This is a genomic window from Microbacterium sp. LMI1-1-1.1, from assembly GCF_040815675.1.
GTDB lineage: Bacteria > Actinomycetota > Actinomycetes > Actinomycetales > Microbacteriaceae > Microbacterium.
The window spans coordinates 657,489-682,534 of record NZ_JBFPNN010000007.1; the positions used below are offsets into that span (position 1 = coordinate 657,489).

The window sequence follows — 25,046 nt, forward strand, 5'->3', positions numbered from 1 at the left end:
CGAGCCGCTGGTGAGTGTCTTCGTCTGCCGTCTGCACCGACGACCCGCGATCTGATCACGTTTCATTTCTGAGGAGCAGTCGTGGAGTCCATCTCCGAGACCCAGCCCGTCGACGCGCCCGAGGGCGCCGACACCACCCCCGAGGAGCAGCCCGCCGCGGCCGCCGAGCAGACCGAGACGTCTGCCGACGAGACTCCCGCCGAGCCGACGCTGTTCGACGCGGTGCCCGCCGACGAGGACCCGGATGCCGCGGCCTCCGGGACCGAGGACGCGGAGCCCGCCGCGGCGGAGCCCGCTGCCGAGGAGCCCGCTGCGGCGGACGCGCCGGCCGCGGAGGAGACGGCCGTGGAGGCCGCCCCCGAGGCGCCCGTCGCCGAGCCCGTCGAGCCCGTGACGGAGGCCGCCCCCGAGGCGCCCGCTGTGGAGGAGCCCGCCGCGGCTGCGCCCGCTGCGGAGGAGCCCGCCGCCGCGGAGGAGAAGAAGCCGGCCCGTGCACCGCGCAAGCGTGCGCCCCGCCGGGCCAAGAGCGCGCCCGCCGACGAGGCGCCCGCTGCGGAGGCTCCCACCGCCGAGGCGCCGGTCGAGACCGCCGCGGCCACCGAGATCCCCGCCGAGGGTGCCGCCCCCGAGGCTGCGACCCCCGCCGCCGACGAGGCGCCGGCCGCCGTCGAGGCGCCCGCCGCCGAGGTCGAGACGCCGGCCGCCGCGGACACCGCCGCCGACGTGACGCCCGACGCAGCGGCATCCACCGTTCCCGCCGAGGCCGAGACCGCCACGACCGCCGAGGGCGACGCGACCCCCGCCGCGAGCAAGGACGCCCCGGCCGCGGCGCCCGAGAATGGCGAGAGCGCCGACGAGACCCCGTCCCGCAGCCGCAGCCGCAGCCGGTCGCGCAACCGCAACCGGAACAAGGCCGACGCCGCCGATAAGCCGGAGCCGGCCGAGAAGCCCGCGCCGGCCGAGAAGGCCGACGAGCCCGAGGCGCCGCAGCAGGGCGCGCAGCAGGCGCAGCAGCAGCAGGCCAACGGCCGCAACCGCCAGCGCAACAAGCGCCGCGGGCAGAACACCACGGGCGACGAGTTCGAGACCGAGATCGGCGAGGACGACGTGCTCGTGCCGATCGCCGGCATCCTCGACGTGCTCGACAACTACGCGTTCGTGCGCACCACCGGCTACCTGCCCGGTCCCAGCGACGTCTACGTCTCGCTCGGCCAGGTGAAGAAGTACAACCTGCGCAAGGGCGACGCGGTCGTCGGCTCGATCAAGCAGCCGCGCGAGAACGAGCAGTCCACCCGCCAGAAGTACAACGCGCTGGTCAAGGTCGACTCGATCAACGGCCTCTCGGTCGACGACGCCGCCGCGCGCGTCGAGTTCGGCAAGCTGACGCCGCTGTACCCGCAGGAGCGCCTGCGCCTGGAGACCGCGCCCGAGAAGCTGACGCAGCGGATCATCGACCTGGTCGCCCCGGTCGGCAAGGGCCAGCGCGGACTCATCGTCGCGCCGCCGAAGGCGGGCAAGACGATCGTGCTGCAGCAGATCGCGAACGCCATCGCGCACAACAACCCCGAGGTCCACCTCATGGTCGTGCTCGTCGACGAGCGCCCCGAAGAGGTCACCGACATGCAGCGCACGGTGCGCGGCGAGGTCATCGCCTCGACGTTCGACCGCCCGGCCGAGGACCACACCACGGTCGCCGAGCTGGCGATCGAGCGCGCGAAGCGCCTCGTCGAGCTGGGCCGCGACGTCGTCGTGCTCCTGGACTCGATCACCCGTCTCGGCCGTGCGTACAACCTGTCGGCGCCGACCTCGGGCCGCGTGCTGACCGGTGGCGTGGACGCCTCGGCGCTCTACCCGCCGAAGCGCTTCTTCGGCGCCGCGCGCAACATCGAGAACGGCGGCTCGCTGACGATCCTCGCGACCGCGCTGGTGGAGACCGGCTCCAAGATGGACGACGTCATCTTCGAGGAGTTCAAGGGCACCGGCAACAGCGAGCTGCGTCTGAACCGCCAGCTCGCGGACAAGCGCATCTTCCCGGCCGTCGACGTCAACGCGTCCAGCACCCGCCGCGAGGAGATGCTGCTGTCCAACGACGAGGTCAAGATCACCTGGAAGCTCCGCCGCGCGCTGGCCGGTCTCGAGCCCCAGCAGGCCCTCGAGGTCGTGCTCGGCAAGCTCAAGGAGACTCAGTCGAACGTGGAGTTCCTCGTGCAGATGCAGAAGTCGATCCCGGCGCCCGCGCGCGGCGGCGACGACAACGGCATCCGCTGACCCGTGTCGCCTGAGCCCGCCGAGCAGTCCGGCATCCTCGAGTCCGTCCGCGGACTGCTCGAGGAGCACCGGCAGGTCGAGCTCGAGCTCAACGACCCGGCGGTCCATGCCGACGCGGCGCGCGCGAAGCGCGTCAACCGCCGTTACGCCGAGCTGAACCGCATCGTGCACGCGCACGACGCGTGGCGGGCGGCATCCGACGACCTGGATGCCGCTCGCGAGCTCGCGCGTGAGGACGCGGCGTTCGCCGACGAGGTGCCGGCCCTGGAGGAGCGGGTCGCCGAGACGCAGGAGCGTCTGCGGCGGCTGCTGATCCCGCGCGACCCCGACGACGCCCGCGACGTGATCATGGAGATCAAGGCGGGCGAGGGCGGAGCGGAGAGCGCGCTGTTCGCGGCCGATCTCCTCCGCATGTACCTGCAGTACGCGGCATCCATGGGGTGGAAGGCCGAGCTCCTCGAGCGCAACGAGTCCGACCTCGGCGGCTACAAGGACGTCCAGGTCGCGATCAAGGGCTCGTCCAGCGACTCCGCGCAGGGCGTCTGGGCGCACTTGAAGTACGAGGGCGGGGTGCACCGCGTGCAGCGGGTCCCGGCGACCGAGTCGCAGGGCCGCATCCACACCTCGACCACCGGTGTTCTCGTGTTCCCCGAGGTGGACGAGCCCGAGGAGATCGCCATCGACCCGAACGACCTGAAGATCGATGTCTTCCGGTCGTCCGGGCCGGGCGGGCAGTCGGTCAACACGACGGACTCCGCCGTCCGCATCACCCACGTGCCCACGGGCATCGTCGTGTCGATGCAGAACGAGAAGTCGCAGCTGCAGAACCGCGAGGCGGGCATGCGCGTGCTGCGCGCCCGTCTGCTCGCCAAGCAGCAGGAGGAGCGGGACGCGGTCGCCGCCGACGCGCGCCGGTCGCAGATCCGCGGCATGGACCGGTCGGAGCGGATCCGCACGTACAACTTCCCTGAGAACCGCATCGCCGATCACCGCACCGGCTACAAGGCGTACAACCTCGACCAGGTGATGGACGGCGCACTCGCGCCGATCATCGAGTCGGCGATCACCGCCGACGAGGAGGCCCGCCTGGCGGCCCTCTCCGACGCCTGACCCTCAGGCTCCCTGCCCGCCCGCGGCCGCGCTCACGCGTGGGGCTTCTCCGCCGTGACTTGCCGCAAATGTACGTGTGGGGGACGTCTGCGTGTACATCTGCGCCAAGTCAGCGCTAGGGGTGGGTGTTCTCCGCCGTGAATTGTCGCAGATGTACGTGTGGGGGACGTCTGCGTGTACATCTGCGCCCAGTCAGCGGTAGGGGTGGGTGTTCTCCGCCGTGACTTGTCGCAGATGTACGTGTGGGGGACGTCTGCGTGTACATCTGCGCCAAGTCAGCGCTAGGGGGTTCACTGCCCCGGCTGCGCCTGTGGTGGGTCTTCTCTGCCCTGAGTTGCCGCATTCGTACACGGACACCTGGGGAAAGCTCTGCAGGGCTGTGGACAACCCCGGATGAACGGATGCCGGTGGGCAGACTTCGCGACATGGATCTCGATGGGGTGGGTGTGTTCACCACGGCCCAGGCACGTCTACGCGGCCTCACCCGCCGACAGGTCGACACGCCGGCGTTCATCAGACCTTTCCATGGAGTCCGGTCCCTCGCCAGAGAGCACCCGGACGACATGCATCCCGCTCGACGACGAGAGCTCGACGTCCTGCGTCGGGCAGAGGAGTACGCGGTCCTCCTCGCGCCGGGACAGTTCTTCTCCCATACGACCGCCGCACTCCTGTACGGCATCCCTCTTCCGCCGTTGCCGGATGAGGACATCCACGTCTCCGTCCTGCCGCCCGTGCGCGCACCGAGGGGGCGCGGCGTGCGTGGCCACCAGTTACGGCCGGCGGGAGTGCGCCTCTCCAGAAACGACGTCGGGATGCCGCTGACCAGTGCCGCGACGACGTGGGCGCTGCTCGGCGGCACGGTGCGGCATCCTTTCGATCTTGTCGCTGCCGCGGATTACCTGGTCACCACCCCGCGTGTGCCGGGCCCCCGCGGACGGGTGTTGCGTGAGCCGCTCGCAAGTATCGAGGAGCTCGAGGCGGCTGTGCTGCGCGCTCCCAAGCGACGGGGCATCGTCGCGCTGCGTGAGGCGCTTCCGATGGTCCGGCCGGGACCGGCTTCGCGGCGCGAGACGTGGACCCGACTGATTCTCCTGGACGGCGGCGTGCCCGAGCCCGAGCTGAACCACGATGTCTACGACCGCGACGGGTTCGTCGCCTGCGTCGACCTCGCCTACCCCCAGGCACTGGTCGGGGTGGAGTACGAAGGCGATCAGCACCGCAGTGACAGCCGACAGTGGTTCCGCGACATCGAGAGGTACGAGCGTCTCGCGGCGGCGGGCTGGCGCATCGTGCGAGTGACGAACGACATGCTGTTCTCCAAGCCGGAGACCCTTGTCCGCCTCGTGCTCCGCGCGCTCGAGCATTGACGACGGCCCGCGCCCCGCGGTGTATCTGCTGCAGGCGTGACTGGCCGCACGCGCGTGCGCAGGCGCGTGTTGGGCGTGCATTCGCGCCCAGCCAGCGCGGGGGTGGGTCTGCTGCTTCCGTGACTTGTCGCAATTGCTCGCGCGGGGGTGGGCTGCGTGTGCATGTGCGCCCAGTCACCGGGTCTGGGTCTTTGACTTGTCGCATTTGCTCGCGCGGGGATGCGCTCCGCGTGCATTCGCGCCCAGTCAGCGCGGGGGTGGGTCTGCTGCTTCCGTGACTCGTCGCATTTGCTCGCGCGGGGGTGGGCTGCGCGTGCATTCGCGCCCAGTCACCGGGTCTGGGTCTTTGACTTGTCGCATTTGCTCGCGCAGGGGTGGGCTGCGTGTGCCTGTGCGCCCAGTCGCCGGGTCTGGGTCTTTGACTTGTCGCATTTGCTCGCGCAGGGGCGTGTTCCGCGTACATCTGCGTCAAGTCAGCGCCGCGGGACGGCCCGCCGCCGCCGCGCCGCACGTCAGCCCCCGCGGCCTGCGCTCACGCGTCCCAGACGGGCGGGTGGGGGAGCGGGCCGCGGCGGTCCTCGAGCTGCGCGGCGAGGGACAGGAGCGTCGCCTCGCCGCCGGGGCGGCCGACGAGCTGGACCGACACCGGGTGCCCGGTGGCATCCCTCGTCACGGGCAGCGTCAGCGCCGGCAGCCCCGCGACGTTGACGAAGCTCGAGTAGGGCGCGTACTCCACCTGCATCGCGAACGTCCGCTCGGGGCTGTGGCCGGCGTAGGCCCCCACGGGCTGCGGCCGCTGCGCCAGCGCGGGGGTGAGCACCGCGTCGAAAGCGGCGAAGTCGGCGATCGTGCGGCGTTCGAACGCGCGCGCCGACGACAGCCCGCTGAGCAGGTCGAGCGCCGGCAGCCGGCGCCCCTCGCGGACGAGCCACGCCGTCAACGGCTCGACGAGCGTCATGTCGTCGTCGCTCAACGGGATCCGCGCCGCGCTCGCGCGCCACAGCACGTGGAACAGCGACGCGTAGCCGGAGGGATGCCAGTCGGCATCCGTCACGGCATGTCCGGCGTCGCTGAGCCAGGCGGCGGCCGTGCCGAAGGCGATACGGGCGTCGGCCTCGAGCACGATGTCCTCGTCGTCGTCCCACGGCGACACGGTCGTGATCCCCACGCGCAACGCTCCCGGTGGCCGCCGGGCGGCGTCGGCGAACGGCCCCGATCCCGGGGCGGCCGTGGCGTAGCGGAACGGCGCCAGGTCGACGAGCGCGTCCAGCAGCAGCCCGGCGTCCTCGGCCGAGCGGGCGATCGGCCCGGTCACCGACAGGCCGTCGGGGGAGTCGAACCCCGAGCCGATCGGCAGTCGACCGCGCGACGGCTTCAGCCCCACGACGCCCACGGTGGCGGACGGGATGCGGATCGACCCGCCGCCGTCCGAGCCTACGGCCGCGGGCAGGAGCCCGGCCGCGACGGCGACGGCGGCCCCGCCGCTGGATCCGCCCGCCCCGGCCGTGAGGCGCCACGGATCCCGCGCCGGCGCGTGGATGAGCGGCTCGGTGAACCCGGTGAGCCCGAACTCCGAGGTGCTCGTCTTGCCGAGCGTCACCACCCCGGCGTCGTCCAGGGCGAGAGCGAGAGGATCGGATGCCGTGGGCACGAGGTGCGCGCGGGCTCGTGAGCCGTAACGGGTGGGGACACCGGCGCGGGCGACGAGGTCCTTGTCGGCGTGCGGCACGCCCCACAGCGTCCCGGCGGGAGCCGTGCGCGTGAGCGCGTCGGCCCGTGCGCGGGCGGCATCCGGGTTCACCTCGGCGAACGCCCCCAGGTCCGCGAGGCGCGCGATCCGCCCGAGGTAGTGCTCGGCGAGCTCCCGCGGGTCCAGCTCGCCCGCGGCGAGGGTGTCGACCTGGGCGGTCAGCGACAGGTCGTGGAGGCGGTCCATCCCCCGAGCCTAGAGCCGGGGGGAGGGACCGATGGATGCCACGGGGCGGGCACCCGCGGTCAGATCGAGTACTCCGGCGCCATCAGCAGCGAACGGGTGTCCTCGCCGGTGCGGCGGGCGCGGGGCTTGGCCGGGACGCCGACCAGGACGCTGTCGGCCGGGGCGTCGACGGTGACGACGGCGTTCGCCCCGACAGCGGTGTGCGCCCCGATCGTCACCGGGCCGAGGATCTTCGCGCCCGCCCCGACGGCCACGCCGTCGTGCAGCGTCGGGTGGCGCTTGCCGCCCTCGCGCTGACGGCCGCCGAGGGTGACCCCGTGGTACAGCAGGACGTCGTCCCCCACCTCGGCGGTCTCGCCGATGACGACGCCCATGCCGTGGTCGATGAAGAACCGCCGCCCGATGACGGCCCCGGGGTGGATCTCGATCCCGGTGAGCCAGCGGGCCGCCTGCGACAGCGCCCGCGCCGGGAAGCGCAGGCCCCGTCCCCACAGCCGGTGGGCGACGCGATGGCACCACACGGCGTGCAGCCCCGGGTACAGCAAGGCGATCTCCAGGCCGCTGCGTGCGGCCGGGTCGCGGAGCTTGGCCGCCGCGACGTCCTCGCGGAGGCGGCTGAGCACCCCCACGTCAGTCTTCGCGCAGGTGCTCGTACAGGGCGGTGGAGAGGTACCGCTCGCCGTAGGAGGGGATGATGACGACGATCGTCTTGCCGGCGGCCTCGGGGCGGCGGGCGACCTCGAGGGCGGCCCAGATGGCCGCGCCCGAGGACATGCCGACGAGGATGCCGTCCTTGGACGCGGTCTCGCGGGCGAGGCGGATGGCGTCGTCGAACTCGACGTCGATGACCTCGTCGAGGATGTCGCGGTCCAGGATCGCGGGCACGAAGTTCGGGCCGATGCCCTGGATCTTGTGCGGCCCCGGGTGCCCCTTCGTGAGGACGGGGGAGTCGGCGGGCTCGACGGCGACGATCTTGACGCCGGGCACGCGCTCCTTCAGCACCTGCCCCACGCCGGTGATGGTGCCGCCCGTGCCGATGCCGGCGACGAAGTAGTCGACCTTGCCGTCGGTGTCGCGCAGGATCTCCTCGGCCGTGGTGCGGCGGTGGACGGCCGGGTTGGCCTCGTTCTCGAACTGGCGCGCCCACACGGCGCCGGGGGTCTCGGCGACGATGCGCTTGGCCTCCTCGACGGCGTGCGACATGCCCTTGGTCGGGTCGGTCAGCACCAGTTCCGCGCCGAAGGCCTTGAGCAGGATGCGGCGCTCCTTCGACATGGACGCCGGCATCGTCAGGATCACCTTGTAGCCGCGCGCGGCGCCGACCATGGCGAGGGCGATGCCGGTGTTGCCGCTGGTCGACTCCACGAGGGTGCCGCCCGGCTTCAGCTCGCCGGAGGCCTCGGCGGCGTCGACGATCGCGATGCCGAGGCGGTCCTTGACGCTCGACGCGGGGTTGTAGAACTCCAGCTTGGCGAGGATGGTCGCCCCGGCGCCCTCCGCGACGCGGTTCAGGCGCACGAGCGGGGTGTCGCCGAACGCGGAGGTGATGTCGGAGTGGATGCCGGGCATGAGTCGCCTTTCGCCGTCGATGAAGTCGCGTCCAGCCTAGGCGAGCCGTCCGGTCCGGGATCCTGTGTGACGTCCCGTGCGGCAGGGGCGGTCTAGGCTCTCCCCGTCATGTCTGCCTCCGTCTCGCCCCCCTCCCTCCCCGCACCGACGTCCACCGTCCTGCGCGACGCGGTCGCGCGCCTGGCCGCCGCGGGAGTGCCCGACCCGCAGGTGGACGCGGAGCTCCTCGTCGCCCACGTGCTCGGCCTCAGCCGAGGGGGCGTGCAGGCCGCGGCCATCCGCGGAGACATGTTCCCGGATGCCGCCGCCTCCGAGCTGGCGCACCTGATCGACCGCCGCAGCGCCCGGGAGCCGCTGCAGCACCTGACCGGGCTCGCGCCCTTCCGGTCGCTGGAGCTCGCGGTGGGCCCGGGGGTGTTCGTGCCCCGTCCGGAGACCGAGATGGTCGCGCAGCTGGCGATCGACGCGCTCGCCGCGGCGGCCTCGCCCGAGCCGATCGCCGTGGACCTCGGCACGGGCAGCGGGGCGATCGCCCTCGCGATGGCCACCGAGGTGCCGTACGCGCGCGTGCACGCCGCGGAGAACTCCGTCGACGCGTTCGTGTGGGCGCGTCAGAACGCGGAGCGGATCGGCGCGTCCAACCTGCGCCTGGCCTTCACCGACTTCGCGCACGCGTTCCCCGAGCTCGACGGCCGTGTGTCGGTCGTGGCATCCAATCCGCCCTACGTCCCCGACGACGCGATCCCGCGCGACCCGGAGGTCCGGCTGTTCGACCCGCCCGCCGCGCTCTACGGCGGCGCCGACGGGCTGGACGCGGTGCGCGTGCTGAGCCGGGTCGGCCTGCGGCTCGCGCACTCCGGCGGCACGATCGTCATCGAGCACGGGGAATGGCAGGGCGCGGCCATCCGCGACATCCTCGGGGCGGACGGCTGGCGGGCCGCCGCCACGCATCCGGACCTCACGATGCGCGACCGCGCGACGACGGCGATCCGTCCCTGACGGGACGGCCGTACCGGCGGCATCCCGTCCTGGACGCGTCGGCACGGCCGCGCCAGTAGACTGCTGCCGACATGTCTCCCGTCTACGACTGCCGTGACGAGTCGCAGCTGCTGTCCGGGATGCGCCACGCGCGTCAGGCCATCGGTCGAGGCGAACTCGTCGTGCTCCCCACCGACACCGTCTACGGAATCGCCGCCGACGCGTTCAACGCGCGCGCCGTCGCGGGCCTGCTCGAGGCCAAGGGCCGCGGGCGCCAGCAGCCGCCGCCCGTGCTCGTGCCCGGCGTCGGGACTCTGCGCGCGCTCGTCGCCGACGTGCCCGCCGCGGTCGACGACCTCGTGGGCGAGTTCTGGCCCGGGGGACTGACCATCGTCCTGCCGTCGCAGCCGTCCCTGTCCTGGGACTTGGGCGACACGCACGGCACGGTCGCCGTGCGCATGCCGGCGCAGAACCTGACGCTCGAACTGCTCGAGGAGACCGGTCCGCTCGCCGTCTCGAGCGCCAACCGCACCGGGATGCCCGCCGCGGTCGGCATCGACCAGGCGCGGGACATGCTGGGCGACAGCGTCGCGGTCTACCTCGACGCCGGTCCGAGCGAGAAGGGCATCGCCTCCACCATCGTGGACGCGACGAGCCTCGTCGGCGGGACCGACCCCCGGGTGCGCGTGCTCCGCGAGGGCGCCATCACCCGTGCCCGACTCCGCGAGGTGCTCGGCGACCTGCTCGAGCCCGACCCGGACGTCGAGGCCGGCGGGCCGTGACCCAGTACCTCCTCACCATCCTGTTCACGGCCGCGGTCACTCTCGCGCTGTCGTGGGTGGTGTGGAAGCTCGCGCTGCGGTTCAAGCTGTACCCCGGCATCCGCGAACGCGACGTGCACAAGACCCCCACCCCGCGCCTGGGGGGAGTCGCGATGTTCCTCGGCGTGCTGGCGGCGTTCCTGCTCTCCAGCCGCAACCCGTACTTCGCCATCTTCTGGGTCGACCCGGTCCCAGTGCTGTCGCTGCTCGGCGCCGTGCTGCTCATCGTCCTCGTCGGCGTGGCGGACGACCTGTGGGACCTGGACTGGATGATCAAGCTTGGCGCCCAGTTCGTCGCCGCCGGGATCATCGCCTGGTACGGGCAGCTGCAGATCCTCTCGCTCCCCATCGGGGCTCTGACGGTGGGGTCGAGCTGGGTGAGCTTCCTCCTGACGGTGTTCGCGATCGTCGTCGTCATGAACGCGGTCAACTTCATCGACGGCCTCAACGGGCTCGTCGCCGGCGTCTGCCTCATCGCCAACGGCGTGTTCTTCGCCTACTCGTACCTCCTCGTGCGCGACACCGGAGCGAGCACGTACTTCAACCTCGCCTCCTTCATCGCCGCGGTCCTCGTCGGCGCCTGCCTCGGCTTCCTGCCGATGAACTGGACCCCTGCGAAGCTGTTCATGGGGGACGCGGGGGCGCTCATGCTGGGGCTGCTCATGGCGAGCTCGGCCATCGCGATCACCGGCCAGCTCGATCCGGCAGTGCTCGATCCCGAGCAGCTCGGCCGGTCGCAGCTCCTCGGTGCGTTCATCCCGATCCTGCTGCCGGTGGTCATCGTGCTGCTGCCCCTGCTGGACTTCGGCCTCGCCGTCATCCGCCGCCAATGGGCCGGCCGGTCGCCCTTCTCGCCCGACCGCAAGCACCTGCACCATCGCATGCTCGACATGGGGCACACGGACCGCGACGCGGTCCTCATCTTCTACAGCTGGACCGCCGTCGTGAGCCTGGCGTTCCTGCTGATGTACATCGGCACCCAGCAGGAGTGGCCCGGCGACTACGCCATCGGCATCGCCTTCGGCGTCGTCGGCGTCGCCGCCTGCGCGGTGCTCACCCTGCTTCCATCGCGACGGTTCTCCCGTCGTCCCGTCCGTGAGGAGTCGTCATGACCACCCCCGTCTCGAGCACCCCGGTGCTGCGCGCCGCCCTGATCTGGTCGGCGGTCGTCGCCGTCGTCGTCCTCGTCGTGGCGGTGGTCGTCGGCCTGTTCGTCGCCGGCGCCAACGGCGCCTGGAGCGGGGGAGTGGGGGCCGCCGTCGGTGCGATCTTCCCCGCGCTCACCGCCGTCAGCATCCTGGTGGCGAACCGCTTCTACGGCAATCCGGCCTGGCTGCAGATCTTCTTCGGGGTCGTCCTCGGCGGCTGGCTGCTGAAGTTCGTGCTCGTCATCGTGGCGTTCCTCGTGCTGCTGCGCATGGACTGGGTCGTCGCCCCGGTGTTCTTCTTCGCCCTCCTGGCCACGGCGGTCAGCTCGCTCGTCGTGGACCTCGTCGTCATCTCGCGCATGCGTCTGCCCGCCGTCTCGGACACCGTCCTGCCCCAGCAGAGCGCACCCGACGAGGTCTGACCACATCCGGATGCCGCGATTCCGGGGATCTTTGCTACGCTGGTCGAACGCACCTCGGCCGGTGTGCGGCGGTGACGCCGAGGCCCCGGGGAGAGCCGTTTCCCACCCTCCCCGAACCACTCCCTATCGGTTCGAGAAGCTGGAGCCACCCCGTTGACTCAGGCGAATACGATCGCGCACGCTGCTGACGCGCCCTACTTCTCCCCGCCCTCCATCTCGGACTTCTTCCCGCCCGAGCTGCTGTTCGCCGGCACGCCCTTCGCGATGACGCGCATCACCATGGTGCAGCTCATCGCGACGGCCGTGATGGTGCTCGTGATCGTCCTCGGCACCCGTCGCATGACGGTCGTGCCCGGGCGCTTCCAGAGCGTCGTCGAGCTCGGCTTCGGGTTCATCCGCGAGCAGATCGCCTACCAGGTGCTCGGCGAGAAGGACGGCAAGCGCTTCCTGCCGCTGCTGACCGCGCTGTTCTTCACGATCCTCGCGCTGAACCTCACGGGCGTCATCCCCGGACTCAACATCCCGGGCACCTCGGTCGCCGGCGCGCCGCTCGTCTTCGCGCTCGTCGCGTACGTCGCCTTCATCTACGCGGGCATCCGCCGCCACGGCGTGGGCCGCTTCCTCAAGTACTCCCTCGTCCCCGGCGGCGTCCCGGTGTACCTCGTGCCGATCATCGCGATCGTCGAGCTCATCTCGGTCTTCATCGCCCGCCCGGTGTCGCTGTTCCTGCGACTGCTGCTGAACATGATCGTCGGGCACCTCATGCTCGTGCTGTTCTTCTCGGCGACGCACTTCTTCTTCCTCAGCTTCAACTGGCTGACTCCGCTCGCGGCCGGGACGCTGTCCCTGGGTCTGGCGTTCACTCTCTTCGAGGTGTTCGTCGCCCTGCTCCAGGCCTACGTCTTCACCATCCTCACCGCGGTCTACATCCAGCTCGCGGTCGCGGAAGAGCACTGACGACCAGCCATCCGGCTGTTCGCCCAACGAAAGGAAACCCTCAGTGGACGCAACGACGATTCTCGCTCAGGTCACGGGCAACATCGCGACCGTGGGCTACGGTCTCGCTGCCATCGGCCCGGCCATCGGTCTCGGCATCATGATCGGCAAGACCATCGAGTCGACCGCCCGTCAGCCCGAGCTCGCCGGTCGCCTGCAGACCACCATGTTCATCGGTGTCGCCTTCATCGAGATCCTCGCGCTGATCGGCATCGCCACGCCCTTCATCTTCGGCGCGGCCTGATCCACCCGACCCACGAGTAAGGAGACAGGATGCTTCCCGCTCTTGTCACGATCGCGGCCGAGGAAGGCCACAGCGGCGGCAACCCGCTGCTGCCGGCCATCTACGACATCATCTGGTCTGGTGTCTGCTTCGCGATCATCGCAGCAGTCGTCGTGTTCTACGCCCTGCCGCGCATCGGTGCCGTGCTCGACAAGCGCAGCGCCGCGATCGAGGGCAACATCGCCAAGGCCGATGAGGCTCAGCGCAAGGCCGAGGCCGCGCTCGAGGAGTACACCGCGCAGCTCGTCGCCGCTCGCAAGGAGGCCGGGGAGATCCGCGAGGCCGCTCGCGAGGACGGTCGCAAGATCGTGCTCGAGGCCAAGGAGACCGCATCCGCGGAGGCGGCTCGCCTGACGGCGACCGCCCACACGCAGATCGAGGCCGAGCGTCAGACCGCTCTCGTCTCGCTCCGCTCCGAGGTCGGCACCCTGGCCGTCGACCTGGCCGGCAACGTCATCGGCGAGACCCTCTCCGACGACGCCAAGGCGCAGGCCGTGGTCGACCGCTTCCTCGCCGACCTCGAGGCCTCCGAGAAGGCGGCCAAGTAATGGGCAGCGCGACCACTCAGGCGCGAGCGGCTGCGGCGGAGGCGCTCGGCGCCGCCGCCGGCGTCGATCTCGACGTCGCCCGCGAGCTGTTCGCCGCGGCGCGCACCGTGGGCGCCTCGGCGCACCTGAGCGGCGCGCTGGCCGACCACTCGGCGCCCGCCGCGGCGCGCGCCGGCGTGGTGGCGGCCGTCTTCGGTCCGTCCTTCGCCCCGACCACGGTGGACCTGCTGCGCACGGTCGTCGCGCAGCGCTGGTCCAGCACCGACGAGCTGGTCGAGGGGCTCGAAGAGCTCGCGATCCGCGCCGCCGGCGTCGCCGACGGTCAGAGCGACGTCGAGGGCGAGCTGTTCCAGTTCTCGCGCACGGTCTCGGCCAACGGCGAGCTCGAGCTCGCGCTCGGCAGCCGCGTGGGCGACCCCGCGGCGAAGGGCGCGCTCGTCACCTCGCTGCTCGAGGGCCGCGTCAGCGCGGCGACGATCCTCATAGCGTCGTCGCTGGTCCAGCAGCCGCGCAACCGCCGCGTGCGGTCGCTGCTGCGCTGGGCGGAGCGTCTCGTCGCCGAGCAGCGCGGCCGCGTCGTGGCGACCGTGTACGCGGTGGCGCCGCTGAGCGAGCAGCAGGAGGAGCGCCTCCGGTCGGCTCTGGGCGCCCGCTACAACACGACGGTGACCCTCAACACGGTCATCGACCCCACGGTGGTGGGCGGACTGCGCGTGCAGATCGCCGACGACGTGATCGACGCGAGCGTCTCGACGCGTCTCGCCGACCTGCGGCAGCGGATCGCAGGCTAAGACTTCCCGCCCGAGCGGGCGGAGATCTGGGGACCTCGAGTCCCACGAACGAAGGAAGACAATGGCAGACCTCTCTATCAGCCCCGACGTCATCCGTGACGCGCTGAAGGACTTCGTCAACGCCTACGAGGCGACCGGCGCTGCGGCGACCGAGGTCGGCTCGGTCGTCGACGCCGCCGACGGCATCGCGCACGTCGAGGGCCTCCCCGGCGTCATGGCGAACGAGCTCGTCCGTTTCGAGGACGGCACGCTCGGCCTGGCCCAGAACCTCGACGAGCACGAGATCGGCGTCGTCGTCCTCGGCGAGTTCTCCGGCATCGAGGAGGGCCAGCCCGTCACCCGCACCGGTGAGGTGCTCTCGGTCGGCGTGGGCGACGGCTACCTCGGCCGCGTCGTCGACCCGCTCGGCAACCCGATCGACGGTCTCGGCGAGATCGCCAGCGAGGGGCGCCGTGCGCTCGAGCTCCAGGCCCCGGGCGTCATGCAGCGCAAGAGCGTGCACGAGCCGCTGCAGACCGGCATCAAGGCGATCGACGCCATGATCCCCGTCGGCCGCGGTCAGCGCCAGCTGATCATCGGCGACCGCCAGACCGGCAAGACGGCCATCGCGATCGACACGATCATCAACCAGAAGGCCAACTGGGACTCCGGCGACGTCAACAAGCAGGTGCGCTGCATCTACGTCGCGATCGGTCAGAAGGGCTCGACCATCGCCTCGGTGAAGGGCGCGCTCGAGGACGCCGGTGCGATGGAGTACACCACCATCGTCGCGGCCCCGGCCTCCGACCCGGCCGGCTTCAAGTACCTCGCTCCCTACACCGGCTCGGCCATCGGCCAGCACTGGATGTACGGCGGCAAGCACGTCCTGATCATCTTCGACGACCTGTCGAAGCAGGCCGAGGCCTACCGTGCCGTGTCGCTGCTCCTCCGCCGCCCGCCGGGCCGCGAGGCGTACCCCGGTGACGTCTTCTACCTGCACTCGCGTCTGCTCGAGCGTTGCGCGAAGCTGTCCGACGAGCTCGGCGCCGGCTCGATGACCGGTCTGCCGATCATCGAGACCAAGGCGAACGACGTCTCGGCGTACATCCCGACCAACGTGATCTCGATCACCGACGGCCAGATCTTCCTGCAGTCCGACCTGTTCAACGCCAACCAGCGTCCCGCGGTCGACGTGGGCATCTCGGTGTCGCGCGTCGGCGGCGACGCCCAGGTCAAGTCGATCAAGAAGGTCTCCGGAACGCTGAAGCTCGAGCTCGCGCAGTACCGCTCGCTCGAGGCGTTCGCGATGTTCGCGAGCGACCTCGACGCCGCGTCGCGTCGCCAGCTCGCCCGTGGTGCGCGCCTGACGGAGCTGCTCAAGCAGCCGCAGTACTCGCCGTACCCCGTCGAGGAGCAGGTCGTCTCGATCTGGGCCGGCACCAACGGCAAGCTCGACACCATCGAGGTCTCCGACGTGCTCCGCTTCGAGCGCGAGCTCCTGGACTACCTCCGTCGCAACTCCACGGTCCTCGACACCCTGCGCGAGACCAACGTTCTGGGCGACGACGTCGTCTCGGAGCTCGAGCAGAAGGTGGACGCCTTCATCCTCGAGTTCCAGTCGGGCGACGACCAGGGTCTCGTCGGTGCCGAGAAGGTCGACGCGGCCGAGGCCGAAGACGTCAACCAGGAGCGGATCGTCAAGGGCCGTCGCTAAAGCGACGACACGAGAACGGAATCATGGGCGCACAACTACGGGTCTACAAGCAGAAGATCAGCTCTGCTCAGACGACCAAGAAGATCACGAAGGCGATGGAGCTCATCGCTGCGTCGCGCATCCAGAAGGCGATGGCGCGTGTGCGCGCGGCGTCGCCCTTCGCGCGCGCCGTGACCAACGCGGTGTCGGCGGTGGCGACGCACTCCAGCGTCGACCACCCGCTGACGACCGAGCGCGAGAACATCCGCCGGTCGGCCGTGGTGATCTTCACCTCCGACCGTGGCCTGGCGGGCGCGTTCAACTCGCAGATCCTCCGTGAGGGCCTCGAGCTGACCGAGCTGCTGCGCAGTCAGGGCAAGGAGGTGGAGTTCTACCTCGTCGGTCGCAAGGCCGTCGGCTACTTCCAGTTCCGCCGCATGGCCAGCAAGGCGCAGTGGACCGGTGACACGGACACCCCGCAGTTCTCGACGGCGGAGGAGATCTCGGCCGCGGTGCTCGAGGCCTACCGCCGTACCGGTGAGAACGACGGCGTCGACGAGATCCACCTCGTCTACAACCGCTTCGTCAGCATGATGACCCAGTCTCCCGAGACCGTCCGTCTGCTGCCGCTCGAGGTCGTCGAGGCGGATGCCGCTCCCGCACAGGCGCAGCTCTACCCGCTCTACGAGTTCGAGCCCGACGCGGAGACCGTCCTCGACGCGCTCCTGCCGGTGTACGTCCAGAGCCGGATCTTCAACGCCCTGCTCCAGTCGTCCGCCGCGAAGCACGCCGCGACGCAGAAGGCCATGAAGTCGGCCAGCGACAACGCCGACAAGCTCATCACCGACTACACCCGTCTGCGCAACAACGCGCGTCAGGCGGAGATCACGCAGCAGATCGCCGAGATCGTCGGCGGCGCCGATGCCCTGTCATCCGGCAAGTAAGTTCCCAAGGAGAGAAGAAGCCATGAGCCTCACCGCCGAGAAGACCGACGCGGCCGTCGTCGGACGCGTCGCGCGCGTCACCGGCCCGGTCGTCGACATCGAGTTCCCGCACGACTCGATCCCCGAGATCTACAACGCCCTCAAGACCACGATCACCATCGGCGACCAGTCGACCGAGATCACCCTCGAGGTCGCGCAGCACCTGGGTGACGACCTCGTCCGCGCCATCGCCCTCAAGCCCACGGACGGCATCGTCCGCGGCCAGGAGGTGCGCAACACCGGCGGCCCCATCACGGTGCCCGTCGGCGACGTCACCAAGGGCAAGGTGTTCGACGTCACCGGTGAGGTGCTGAACGCGGCTCCCGGCGAGCAGATCGAGGTCACCGAGCGCTGGGGCATCCACCGCAAGGCCCCGAGCTTCGACCAGCTCGAGTCCAAGACTGAGATGTTCGAGACCGGCATCAAGTCGATCGACCTTCTGACCCCCTACGTGCAGGGCGGCAAGATCGGTCTGTTCGGTGGTGCGGGCGTCGGCAAGACCGTCCTCATCCAGGAGATGATCCAGCGCGTCGCGCAGGACCACGGTGGTGTGTCGGTGTTCGCCGGTGTCGGCGAGCGCACCCGTGAGGGCAACGACCTCATCGGCGAGATGGAGGAGGCGGGCGTCTTCGACAAGACCGCCCTGGTCTTCGGCCAGATGGACGAGCCGCCGGGGACGCGTCTGCGCGTCGCCCTGTCCGCGCTCACGATGGCGGAGTACTTCCGCGACGTGCAGAAGCAGGACGTGCTGCTCTTCATCGACAACATCTTCCGCTTCACGCAGGCCGGCTCCGAGGTCTCGACGCTGCTCGGTCGTATGCCCTCCGCGGTGGGCTACCAGCCGAACCTCGCCGACGAGATGGGTGTGCTCCAGGAGCGCATCACCTCGACGCGCGGTCACTCGATCACCTCGCTGCAGGCGATCTACGTCCCCGCCGACGACTACACCGACCCGGCCCCGGCCACGACGTTCGCGCACCTCGACGCGACGACCGAGCTGTCGCGCGAGATCGCCTCGAAGGGTCTGTACCCCGCGATCGACCCGCTGACCTCGACGAGCCGCATCCTTGACCCGCGCTACATCGGTGCGGACCACTACCGCGTGGCCACCGCCGTGAAGCAGATCCTGCAGAAGAACAAGGAGCTGCAGGAGATCATCGCGATCCTCGGTGTCGACGAGCTCTCCGAAGAGGACAAGATCGTCGTGTCGCGTGCACGCCGCATCCAGCAGTTCCTCTCGCAGAACACCTACATGGCGAAGAAGTTCACCGGCGTCGAGGGCTCCACGGTCCCGATCAAGGAGACCATCGAGTCGTTCGACGCGATCGTCAAGGGCGAGTTCGACCACGTGGCCGAGCAGGCCTTCTTCAACGTCGGCGGCATCTCCGACGTCGAGGCCAAGTGGGCGCAGATTCAGAAGGAGAACGGCTGACATGTCGTTGCGCGTGAGCCTCGTCTCGGCGGACGCCGAGGTCTGGACGGGTGAGGCGACGCTCGTCGTCGCCAAGACCGTCGAGGGCGAGATCGGTTTCATGCAGGGCCACGAGCCCGTCCTCGCCATCCTGGCGCAGGGCGAGGTGCGCATCACTCGCACCGACGGCACGAAGATCCTCGCCAACGCGAAGGACGGCTTCCTGTCGATGGCCGACGACGAGCTCACCATCGTCGCCGGCAACGCCGCACTCGTCTCCTGACGCGACCGCATCATCCCCGACGCGCGTCGCCCGGTTCACCGGGCGGCGCGCGTCGATCGTTTCCCGGAGATCCCATGCTCGTCCTCCTGCCCCCGTCCGAGACCAAGCGCCCGGGCGGCGACGGCGTCCCGCTCGACCTCGCCGACCTGGCGCTGCCCGCGCTCGCGCCACAGCGTCACGAGGTGATCGACGCCCTCATCGCGCTCTCCGCCGACGAGGACGCGGCTGCGCGCGTCCTCAAGCTCAGCGCCGCTCGCCGGCACGAGATCGCGGACAACGCGGCGCTCCGGACCGCCCCGACGATGCCGGCGATCGACCGCTACACCGGCGCGCTCTTCGACGCGCTCGACGCGTCGTCTCTCGACGACGCCGCCCGCGTCTGGATCGGGGAGCACGTCCTCATCCATTCGGCGCCCTTCGGGCCGGTGGGAGGGATGGATGCCATCCCCGCCTATCGCCTCGCCGCCGGGACGTCGGTGCCGGGACTGCCGGCCCTGCGGCGGCAGTGGGCGGCCCCCGTGAGCGCGGCGCTGGCGGCATCCCTCCCCGCCTTCGTCCTGGACCTGCGCTCCGAGGCCTACGTGGCCCTCGGGCCCGTGCCGGAGGAGGTGGCGTCCGCCTACGTGCGGGTCGTCGCGGAGACCGAGGACGGGGCCGTTCGTGCCCTCAACCACTTCAACAAGAAGGCGAAGGGCGAGCTCGTCCGCGACCTCGCTTCGTCGGGAGCGACCATCGCATCCGGCGAGGACCTCCTGTCCTGGGCCGCCGACCGCGGCGTCGACCTCCGGCGCGGCGATTCAGGTGAATTCTCGCTCGTCAGCTCATAACAGCGCAGCGCCTCGCTCACAGCGAACACTCAGTTCGCTACCATGACTGCGGCGGGCACCTCCGCTCCCGTGGGCTCGGGCCCGGAAGGAGACACTATGACCATTCTCCCTGCAATGTACGGGGACTCTTCCGACGCGGCGTCGGCGGCGATCCTGGCGATCCTGAACCTCTTCGCCTTCCTCTTCTCCGTCATCGGCTACGTCATCAGCTCGTTCCTGCTGATGAAGGTCTTCGAGAAGGCCGGGGTCCAGGGCAAGTGGCGCGCCTGGGTGCCCGTCTACAACACCCTCGTCCTGGCCAAGCTCGGCGACGTCTCGCCGTGGGTCGTCCTGGGCATCGTCGTGGCGGGCGTCATCCCGCTGCTCAACGTCCTCGCCGGACTGGCCGGTCTGGTCGCGTTCGTCGCCATCGCGTGGCGCGTGAACAGCAAGTTCGGAAAGGAGTGGCCGCTGCTCCTGCTGTTCCTCCTGGGTCCGCTCGGCATCTGGATCTGGCTGGCCATCCTCGGGTTCGGCAGTGCGCGTTTCACGCCGGGCATCGCGCCCGCTCCCTGGTCGTCGTCGTTCCTCGCCGACAAGACCGTGTGGAACGGCATCCCGGTCCAGCCGAGCCAGCCGGTCTCCGCCGCCGGCGGCGTCCCGAACGCCGGATACGGCGCCCCGCAGAACCCCGGCGGCTACCCGCCCCCGCCCGCTACGGGGAGCACGCCGCCCGCCGGTGGCTACCCGCCCCCGCCCGCCGGGGGAGCCACCCCGCCGCCGCCGTCGCCGGGCACCACGCCCCCGCCGCCGCCGCAGTACTGATCGACCGACGGGCCCGCACCACTCCGGTGCGGGCCCGTCGCCGTCCCGGCGGCGGCTACCGTGGAGGGATGACCCCCTCGACGCTGCCCCTCCGTCCCGTCGGCGACTCCGGACTCCGCGTCTCCGCGGTTGGACTCGGCTGCAACAACTTCGGCCGCGCCGGGACGGCGACCGAGACCATCGACGGCACACGGGCGGTGCTGGACGCAGCGATCGACGCCGGCGTGACCTTCCTCGACACCGCCGACATCTACGGGCGCGAGTTCGGTCTCAGCGAGACGCTCATGGGGGAGGCTCTCACGGGCCGCCGCGACGAGGTCGTGCTGGCGACGAAGTTCGGCCACGCCGACTTCGCCCCGGACGTCCCAGGCGGCGCGAAGGGCTCGCGCATCCACATCCGCCGGGCCGTCGAGGACTCGCTGCGCCGCCTGCGCACCGACCGCATCGACCTCTACCAGCTGCACACCCCCGACCCCTCGACCCCGATCGAGGAGACCCTGGATGCCGTGAGCGACCTCGTGCGCGAGGGGAAGGTGCTCTACGTCGGGCACTCGAACTTCGCGGGGTGGCAGATCGCCGAGGCCGACCACGCCGCCGGGGCTGTCCGGTTCGTCTCCGCGCAGAACCAGTACAGCCTGCTCGCTCGCGCCGCCGAGCGCGAGGTCCTGCCCGCGGTGGAGCGCTACGGACTCGGGTTCCTGCCGTTCTTCCCGCTGCACAACGGTCTGCTGACCGGCAAGTTCACGCGCGACGGGGGCCCGGAGGGCAGCCGCATCATGCGGCAGCGGCCGCACCTGTGGCGGGACGCGCCGTGGGACGCCCTCGAGCAGTACCAGGCCTTCTGCGACGCGCGCGGCATCACGATGCTCCAGGGGACCTTCGGCTGGTTCCTGGCCAACCCGCTCGTGTCGAGCGTGATCGCGGGCGCCACCAGCGCCGAGCAGGTGCGGGCCAACGCGGAGGCGGCCGTCGCCTGGACGCCGACGCCGGAGGACATCGCCGAGCTCGACGGCATCCTGAGCCTCCCCGCCGACCCCGCCGCGGGATGAGTCCCGCGCGCGACGGGGCCGGGCCGTTCCGCGCGGCGCTGCCCCGGCGAGACGCGGCGTGTCGACTAGTATGTGAGGGCCGCGCGTCCCTCGCCGGCGAAGCTGTCGGCCAACCGGAGGATCTTTCGTGCCCGAGGTGACCACCCATACCCGCCGCGTCCCGCTCCATGGCGGAGACATCGAGCTGTCGTGGGCGGAGAGCACCGACACGGGGCGTCGTCGCGAAGTCAACCAGGACGCGGTCCTCGCCGAATACCCGCTGTTCGTCGTCGCCGACGGGATGGGCGGGCACCTGGGCGGCGAGATCGCCAGCACCAGCACCGTCGACCGGCTGCGGGCCACGGTCGCCGCGGGCTCCGTGACGCCCAAGAGCATCGAGAAGGCTCTCTCGCGTGCGGTCAAGGACATCGTCGCGCACCCCGAGACCACGGACGAGGGCACCGGCACCACGCTGACCGGCCTGTACCTCGAGACGTCGGGGGAGGAGCCGCACTGGGTCACGCTGAACATCGGCGACTCGCGCGTCTACCTCCTGCGCGACGACGACATCGTGCAGGTCACGACGGACCACTCCGTCGTGCAGGAGCTCATCGCCGCCGGGCGTCTCAGCCCGGAGGAGGCGGAGAACCACCCCTACGGCAACGTCATCACCCGCGCCGTGGGCCCGAGCGACAGCGTCAAGCCCGACTACCTGCGTCTCGAGGTGGTCGACGGCGACCGCTTCGTCATCTGCTCCGACGGACTGACGAAGGAGCTCACCGACTTCGGCATCCGGCACTTCCTCGAGGCCAACCGCGACCCGGCCGACGCCGTGAAGGCGATGATGGCCGCGGCCCTCGAGAACGGTGGGCGCGACAACATCACCATCGTCGTGCTCGACGTGGCCCGCCCGACGGCCTGAGCCCTTCCGTCCGCCGGAGCCACCGTCTGAGCCCCCCCCCGCCTGAGCCCTCCCGCCCGTCAGGCCGGACCGCGGCGAGGACGCGAGGGGAATCCGTCCTTGACGCGGACGACGGGTGAATTCTACGTTCGGCATATGACGACGCAGCCCACGACGGCGACGACCAAGGGCCTGGCGACGGGGACGCTCGGACTCTGGGGATCCACGGTGATCGGGCTCGCGTCGACGGCGCCCGTGTACTCGCTCGTGGCCACCCTCGGCTTCGTCGTCGTGGCCGTCGGAGCCCAGGCGCCGATCGCGTTCATCCTGGCCTTCATCCCGATGCTGTTCATCGCGTTCGCGTACCGGGAACTGAACAATGCGGTCCCGGACTGCGGCACGACGTTCACGTGGGGGACGAAGGCGTTCGGCCCGTGGGTCGGCTGGATGGGCGGATGGGGAGTGGCGGTCGCGGGCATGGTCGTGCTGGCCAACCTCGCGCAGATCGCCGGCATCTACTTCTGGACCCTCATCGGCGACGGATCGCTCGCGGAGAACCCGGTCGTCGTCACCGCGACCGGCGTCGTCTTCATCGCCGCGATGACCTACGTCAGCTGGCGCGGGGTCGAGATCGGCGAGCGACTGCAGAACGTCCTCCTCGCGGTGCAGTACCTCGTGCTCGCCGCATTCGTCGTGGCGACGCTGTGGCAGTTCTTCGACGGCACCGCACCGAACCCGACGCCGTTCGACCTCGCCTGGTTCAACCCGCTCGGATTCACGGACTGGAGCGGCTTCACCGAGGCCGTGCTGCTCGCCCTCTTCATCTACTGGGGCTGGGACACCTGCCTGGCTCTCAACGAGGAGACCAGGGACCCTCGGCGCACCCCCGGGCGGGCGGCGCTGCTGACGACGGTGATCCTCCTGGGCACCTACGTCTCCGTCACGGTCGCCGCGATGATGTACGCCGGCGTCGGCGAGGACGGCGTCGGACTGGCCAACCTCGACAACGCCGACGACGTCTTCCTCGCCCTGAAGGACGGGGTCTTCGGCCCCTTCGGGTGGCTGCTGGTCGTGGCCGTGCTCATCTCGGCCGTCTCTTCGACGCAGACGACCATCCTCCCCACGGCGCGTGGCACCCTCGCGATGGCGGCGTACAAGGCGCTGCCCGCCCGGTTCCAGGCCGTCCACCCCCGGTACCGCACGCCGTCGTTCTCGACGCTGGTCATGGGCGTCGTGGCGAGCCTCTACTACATCGTGATGACCCTGATCAGCGACAACATCCTTCAGGACTCCATCCTGTCGCTGGGCCTCGCGATCGCGTTCTACTACGCCATCACCGGCTACGCCTGCGTCTGGTACTTCCGTCGCGACCTGTTCTCCTCGGGCCGGAACCTCGTCACCCGCGGCATCCTGCCCCTCCTCGGCGCGCTCATGCTGACGTTCGCCTTCGTGCAGTCGGCCATCGACATGTTCGACGTCGACTACGGCTACACGGTGCTGCTGGGCGTCGGCGGCACCTTCGTCGTGGGCATCGGCGCGCTCGCGGTCGGGGTGCTGCTCATGCTGCTGTGGTTCGTCATGCCGGCGTCGCGTCCGTTCTTCCGCGGCGAGAGCCTGAACCGCGACACCGAGGTGCTCGTCCCGGACGAGCCGATCACCTACCCGCGGTCGGTCGACGGCGGCATCTGAGAGCGTCGCCACCCCCGGAGGAGGGGGACGGATGCCACGCGGTGGCATCCACGCTCCCGGAATGACACCGCGGGCCTGTGCCGGGTCAGACCGTCGCGCGGATCACGCCCACTTCGCGCCCGCCGCCCGAGATGGTGAGGGGGAGCGCGGAGAGGGTGTCGGCGACCGCGCCCGGGGTGAGCGCGCCCGCCTTCTCGAGCAGGCGCAGGGCCACGGCGTGCGCGGCCCGGTTGCTGCCGTCGAGCATCTTGAGGGCGACGGTCGTGCCGTCCGGGGCGGTCATGACCTGGACCCCCTCGGCCCCCATCTTCGAGAAGACGTTGAGCCGCTCGATGACGATCGTGTCGCCGCGACCGGGGCCGTCGATGGTCCACGGGTTCTCGCGCACCGCGCGCACGAGCGCCCCGGCGCTGCGGTGCAGGGCGAAGGGGGAGCGCTCCGACGAGGTCGCGATGCGCTGGATGGCCCGGGCGAGACCCGTGAGGCTCATCGTGTACACGGGGGCGCCGCAGCCGTCGATCGCGGTGGTCGTGAGCCGCTCGCCCACGAGGCGTTCGATCACCTCGCGGATGTGCGCCTGCAGCGGGTGCTGCGGGTCGAGGTAGTCGGCCGTGGACCAGCCGTTCGCGACGCAGGTGAGCAGCATCGCGGCGTGCTTGCCGGAGCAGTTCATCCGCAGCGGCGAGGGCACGCCGTGGTCGCGCACGAGCTCGTCGCGCGTCCGGGTGTCGCTCGGCCACGCGGCGGGGCAGCCGAGGGCGTCCTCGGTCAGGCCGGCGGACTCCAGGATGCCGCGGGCCACCTCGGCATGCCGATCGGTGCCGGCGTGGCTGGCCATGGCCAGGGCGAGTCGCTCGCCCGACAGGTCGGCGCCCGCGGACAGGCAGGCCAGTGCCTGCAACGGCTTCATGCTCGAGCGGGGGAGGAACGGGGCTCCGGCGTCGCCGAGGGTCAGCAGCTCGGACCCGTCGGGACGGAGCACGACCGCGACGCCGAGATGGCGTGACTCGACGAAGCCGTTCCGCTCCACGACGGCGAGTTCGGCGGCATCCAGAGGGGCGACAGGCATCCCTCCATCGTATCGGGCGCGGGGTCTCCGACCGGTCCGCGCGCGGGTCTCGCGCGTCGTGCCGATAAGGGCGGGGGATGCCACGGGCTGGGGCCCGCGGGCGGCGATGCCGCGGCCGGGAGGCGCCGTGGCGACGGCGGGC

General features: G+C 70.8%; 24 protein-coding genes. 20 read left to right on the forward strand and 4 right to left on the reverse strand.

What is annotated here, in order from left to right:
- The first annotated feature begins 81 nt into the window (after nt 1–81).
- The 3 genes from rho (at nt 82) to MRBLMI1_RS08950 (ending at nt 4,745) form a co-directional block, all read left to right on the forward strand.
- Nucleotides 82–2,268 carry a transcription termination factor Rho gene (gene rho, locus MRBLMI1_RS08940; RefSeq protein WP_367730251.1) on the forward strand — a complete coding sequence of 729 codons (2,187 nt, stop codon included), beginning with the start codon at nt 82–84 and terminating at the stop codon, nt 2,266–2,268.
- A 33-nt stretch (nt 2,269–2,301) separates the two neighbouring features.
- Nucleotides 2,302–3,378: a peptide chain release factor 1 gene (gene prfA, locus MRBLMI1_RS08945; RefSeq protein ID WP_367730932.1), complete on the forward strand. Its 1,077-nt coding sequence runs from the start codon at nt 2,302–2,304 to the stop codon at nt 3,376–3,378.
- Between the two features lie 425 nt (nt 3,379–3,803).
- Nucleotides 3,804–4,745: an endonuclease domain-containing protein gene (locus MRBLMI1_RS08950; protein WP_367730253.1), complete on the forward strand. Its 942-nt coding sequence runs from the start codon at nt 3,804–3,806 to the stop codon at nt 4,743–4,745.
- Between the two features lie 532 nt (nt 4,746–5,277).
- Here the strand turns inward: MRBLMI1_RS08950 and MRBLMI1_RS08955 are convergent.
- The 3 genes from MRBLMI1_RS08955 to cysK are packed head-to-tail and all read right to left on the reverse strand — an operon-like array spanning nt 5,278 to nt 8,250.
- Nucleotides 5,278–6,681, reverse strand: a complete 1,404-nt coding sequence (locus tag MRBLMI1_RS08955; RefSeq protein ID WP_367730255.1) for an amidase — start codon at nt 6,679–6,681, stop codon at nt 5,278–5,280.
- A gap of 59 nt (nt 6,682–6,740) precedes the next feature.
- Nucleotides 6,741–7,310, reverse strand: a complete 570-nt coding sequence (gene epsC, locus MRBLMI1_RS08960) for a serine O-acetyltransferase EpsC (RefSeq protein WP_367730257.1) — start codon at nt 7,308–7,310, stop codon at nt 6,741–6,743.
- Between the two features lies 1 nt (nt 7,311).
- Nucleotides 7,312–8,250 carry a cysteine synthase A gene (gene cysK, locus MRBLMI1_RS08965; RefSeq protein ID WP_367730259.1) on the reverse strand — a complete coding sequence of 313 codons (939 nt, stop codon included), beginning with the start codon at nt 8,248–8,250 and terminating at the stop codon, nt 7,312–7,314.
- Between the two features lie 108 nt (nt 8,251–8,358).
- Here cysK and prmC point away from each other — a divergent pair, with 108 nt between their 5' ends.
- From prmC to MRBLMI1_RS09050, 17 genes are all read left to right on the forward strand, one after another.
- Nucleotides 8,359–9,249, forward strand: coding sequence for a peptide chain release factor N(5)-glutamine methyltransferase (prmC, locus tag MRBLMI1_RS08970; protein ID WP_367730261.1), 891 nt, complete (start codon nt 8,359–8,361; stop codon nt 9,247–9,249).
- 71 nt (nt 9,250–9,320) lie between these two features.
- Nucleotides 9,321–10,010 (forward strand): L-threonylcarbamoyladenylate synthase, encoded by a 690-nt coding sequence (locus MRBLMI1_RS08975; RefSeq protein WP_367730263.1) that lies wholly within the window; start codon nt 9,321–9,323, stop codon nt 10,008–10,010.
- Nucleotides 10,007–11,161 (forward strand): MraY family glycosyltransferase, encoded by a 1,155-nt coding sequence (locus MRBLMI1_RS08980; protein WP_367730265.1) that lies wholly within the window; start codon nt 10,007–10,009, stop codon nt 11,159–11,161. The genes MRBLMI1_RS08975 and MRBLMI1_RS08980 overlap by 4 nt, the downstream gene beginning before the upstream one ends.
- Nucleotides 11,158–11,619 (forward strand): hypothetical protein, encoded by a 462-nt coding sequence (locus MRBLMI1_RS08985; RefSeq protein WP_367730271.1) that lies wholly within the window; start codon nt 11,158–11,160, stop codon nt 11,617–11,619. The genes MRBLMI1_RS08980 and MRBLMI1_RS08985 overlap by 4 nt, the downstream gene beginning before the upstream one ends.
- A gap of 153 nt (nt 11,620–11,772) precedes the next feature.
- A complete protein-coding gene (gene atpB, locus MRBLMI1_RS08990; protein WP_367730273.1) occupies nt 11,773–12,576 on the forward strand; it encodes a F0F1 ATP synthase subunit A in 804 nt (267 codons plus the stop codon).
- A gap of 43 nt (nt 12,577–12,619) precedes the next feature.
- Nucleotides 12,620–12,859, forward strand: a complete 240-nt coding sequence (gene atpE / locus MRBLMI1_RS08995; RefSeq protein ID WP_367730279.1) for a F0F1 ATP synthase subunit C — start codon at nt 12,620–12,622, stop codon at nt 12,857–12,859.
- Between the two features lie 29 nt (nt 12,860–12,888).
- On the forward strand, nt 12,889–13,446 hold the full coding sequence (locus MRBLMI1_RS09000; RefSeq protein ID WP_367730281.1) for a F0F1 ATP synthase subunit B: 558 nt from the start codon (nt 12,889–12,891) through the stop codon (nt 13,444–13,446).
- Nucleotides 13,446–14,237: a F0F1 ATP synthase subunit delta gene (locus MRBLMI1_RS09005; protein ID WP_367730283.1), complete on the forward strand. Its 792-nt coding sequence runs from the start codon at nt 13,446–13,448 to the stop codon at nt 14,235–14,237. Before MRBLMI1_RS09000 ends, MRBLMI1_RS09005 begins: the two co-directional genes overlap by 1 nt.
- A 61-nt stretch (nt 14,238–14,298) precedes the next feature.
- Nucleotides 14,299–15,930: a F0F1 ATP synthase subunit alpha gene (atpA, locus tag MRBLMI1_RS09010; protein ID WP_367730285.1), complete on the forward strand. Its 1,632-nt coding sequence runs from the start codon at nt 14,299–14,301 to the stop codon at nt 15,928–15,930.
- 23 nt (nt 15,931–15,953) lie between these two features.
- Nucleotides 15,954–16,853: a F0F1 ATP synthase subunit gamma gene (locus MRBLMI1_RS09015; RefSeq protein WP_367730287.1), complete on the forward strand. Its 900-nt coding sequence runs from the start codon at nt 15,954–15,956 to the stop codon at nt 16,851–16,853.
- A gap of 22 nt (nt 16,854–16,875) precedes the next feature.
- Nucleotides 16,876–18,324 carry a F0F1 ATP synthase subunit beta gene (gene atpD, locus MRBLMI1_RS09020; protein ID WP_367730289.1) on the forward strand — a complete coding sequence of 483 codons (1,449 nt, stop codon included), beginning with the start codon at nt 16,876–16,878 and terminating at the stop codon, nt 18,322–18,324.
- 1 nt (nt 18,325) lies between these two features.
- The gene (locus MRBLMI1_RS09025; RefSeq protein ID WP_367730291.1) at nt 18,326–18,586 is read left to right on the forward strand and encodes a F0F1 ATP synthase subunit epsilon; all 261 of its coding nucleotides are present in this window, start codon (nt 18,326–18,328) and stop codon (nt 18,584–18,586) included.
- A gap of 74 nt (nt 18,587–18,660) precedes the next feature.
- Entirely contained in the window at nt 18,661–19,413 is a 753-nt protein-coding gene (locus MRBLMI1_RS09030) for a YaaA family protein (RefSeq protein WP_367730293.1), read from the forward strand.
- 96 nt (nt 19,414–19,509) lie between these two features.
- The gene (locus tag MRBLMI1_RS09035; RefSeq protein ID WP_367730295.1) at nt 19,510–20,217 is read left to right on the forward strand and encodes a DUF3824 domain-containing protein; all 708 of its coding nucleotides are present in this window, start codon (nt 19,510–19,512) and stop codon (nt 20,215–20,217) included.
- 68 nt (nt 20,218–20,285) lie between these two features.
- Nucleotides 20,286–21,266 (forward strand): aldo/keto reductase, encoded by a 981-nt coding sequence (locus MRBLMI1_RS09040; RefSeq protein WP_367730297.1) that lies wholly within the window; start codon nt 20,286–20,288, stop codon nt 21,264–21,266.
- Nucleotides 21,267–21,393: 127 nt separating this feature from the next.
- On the forward strand, nt 21,394–22,167 hold the full coding sequence (locus MRBLMI1_RS09045) for a PP2C family protein-serine/threonine phosphatase (protein WP_367730311.1): 774 nt from the start codon (nt 21,394–21,396) through the stop codon (nt 22,165–22,167).
- Nucleotides 22,168–22,302: 135 nt separating this feature from the next.
- A complete protein-coding gene (locus MRBLMI1_RS09050; RefSeq protein ID WP_367730313.1) occupies nt 22,303–23,835 on the forward strand; it encodes an APC family permease in 1,533 nt (510 codons plus the stop codon).
- An 85-nt stretch (nt 23,836–23,920) separates the two neighbouring features.
- Here the strand turns inward: MRBLMI1_RS09050 and MRBLMI1_RS09055 are convergent, their stop codons facing one another.
- Nucleotides 23,921–24,904 carry an asparaginase gene (locus MRBLMI1_RS09055; protein WP_367730315.1) on the reverse strand — a complete coding sequence of 328 codons (984 nt, stop codon included), beginning with the start codon at nt 24,902–24,904 and terminating at the stop codon, nt 23,921–23,923.
- Between the last annotated feature and the right edge of the window lie 142 nt (nt 24,905–25,046).

What these genes read in the sequence shown, in the direction of transcription:
- MRBLMI1_RS08950 (WP_367730253.1), top strand. Translation starts at nt 3,804, where the DNA reads ATGGATCTCGATGGGGTGGGTGTGTTCACCACGGCCCAGGCACGTCTA.
- MRBLMI1_RS08955 (WP_367730255.1), bottom strand. Translation starts at nt 6,681, where the DNA reads ATGGACCGCCTCCACGACCTGTCGCTGACCGCCCAGGTCGACACCCTC.
- cysK (WP_367730259.1), bottom strand. Translation starts at nt 8,250, where the DNA reads ATGCCCGGCATCCACTCCGACATCACCTCCGCGTTCGGCGACACCCCG.
- prmC (WP_367730261.1), top strand. Translation starts at nt 8,359, where the DNA reads ATGTCTGCCTCCGTCTCGCCCCCCTCCCTCCCCGCACCGACGTCCACC.
- MRBLMI1_RS08975 (WP_367730263.1), top strand. Translation starts at nt 9,321, where the DNA reads ATGTCTCCCGTCTACGACTGCCGTGACGAGTCGCAGCTGCTGTCCGGG.
- MRBLMI1_RS08985 (WP_367730271.1), top strand. Translation starts at nt 11,158, where the DNA reads ATGACCACCCCCGTCTCGAGCACCCCGGTGCTGCGCGCCGCCCTGATC.
- MRBLMI1_RS09000 (WP_367730281.1), top strand. Translation starts at nt 12,889, where the DNA reads ATGCTTCCCGCTCTTGTCACGATCGCGGCCGAGGAAGGCCACAGCGGC.
- MRBLMI1_RS09005 (WP_367730283.1), top strand. Translation starts at nt 13,446, where the DNA reads ATGGGCAGCGCGACCACTCAGGCGCGAGCGGCTGCGGCGGAGGCGCTC.
- atpA (WP_367730285.1), top strand. Translation starts at nt 14,299, where the DNA reads ATGGCAGACCTCTCTATCAGCCCCGACGTCATCCGTGACGCGCTGAAG.
- MRBLMI1_RS09015 (WP_367730287.1), top strand. Translation starts at nt 15,954, where the DNA reads ATGGGCGCACAACTACGGGTCTACAAGCAGAAGATCAGCTCTGCTCAG.
- atpD (WP_367730289.1), top strand. Translation starts at nt 16,876, where the DNA reads ATGAGCCTCACCGCCGAGAAGACCGACGCGGCCGTCGTCGGACGCGTC.
- MRBLMI1_RS09025 (WP_367730291.1), top strand. Translation starts at nt 18,326, where the DNA reads ATGTCGTTGCGCGTGAGCCTCGTCTCGGCGGACGCCGAGGTCTGGACG.
- MRBLMI1_RS09030 (WP_367730293.1), top strand. Translation starts at nt 18,661, where the DNA reads ATGCTCGTCCTCCTGCCCCCGTCCGAGACCAAGCGCCCGGGCGGCGAC.
- MRBLMI1_RS09035 (WP_367730295.1), top strand. Translation starts at nt 19,510, where the DNA reads ATGACCATTCTCCCTGCAATGTACGGGGACTCTTCCGACGCGGCGTCG.
- MRBLMI1_RS09040 (WP_367730297.1), top strand. Translation starts at nt 20,286, where the DNA reads ATGACCCCCTCGACGCTGCCCCTCCGTCCCGTCGGCGACTCCGGACTC.
- MRBLMI1_RS09050 (WP_367730313.1), top strand. Translation starts at nt 22,303, where the DNA reads ATGACGACGCAGCCCACGACGGCGACGACCAAGGGCCTGGCGACGGGG.
- MRBLMI1_RS09055 (WP_367730315.1), bottom strand. Translation starts at nt 24,904, where the DNA reads ATGCCTGTCGCCCCTCTGGATGCCGCCGAACTCGCCGTCGTGGAGCGG.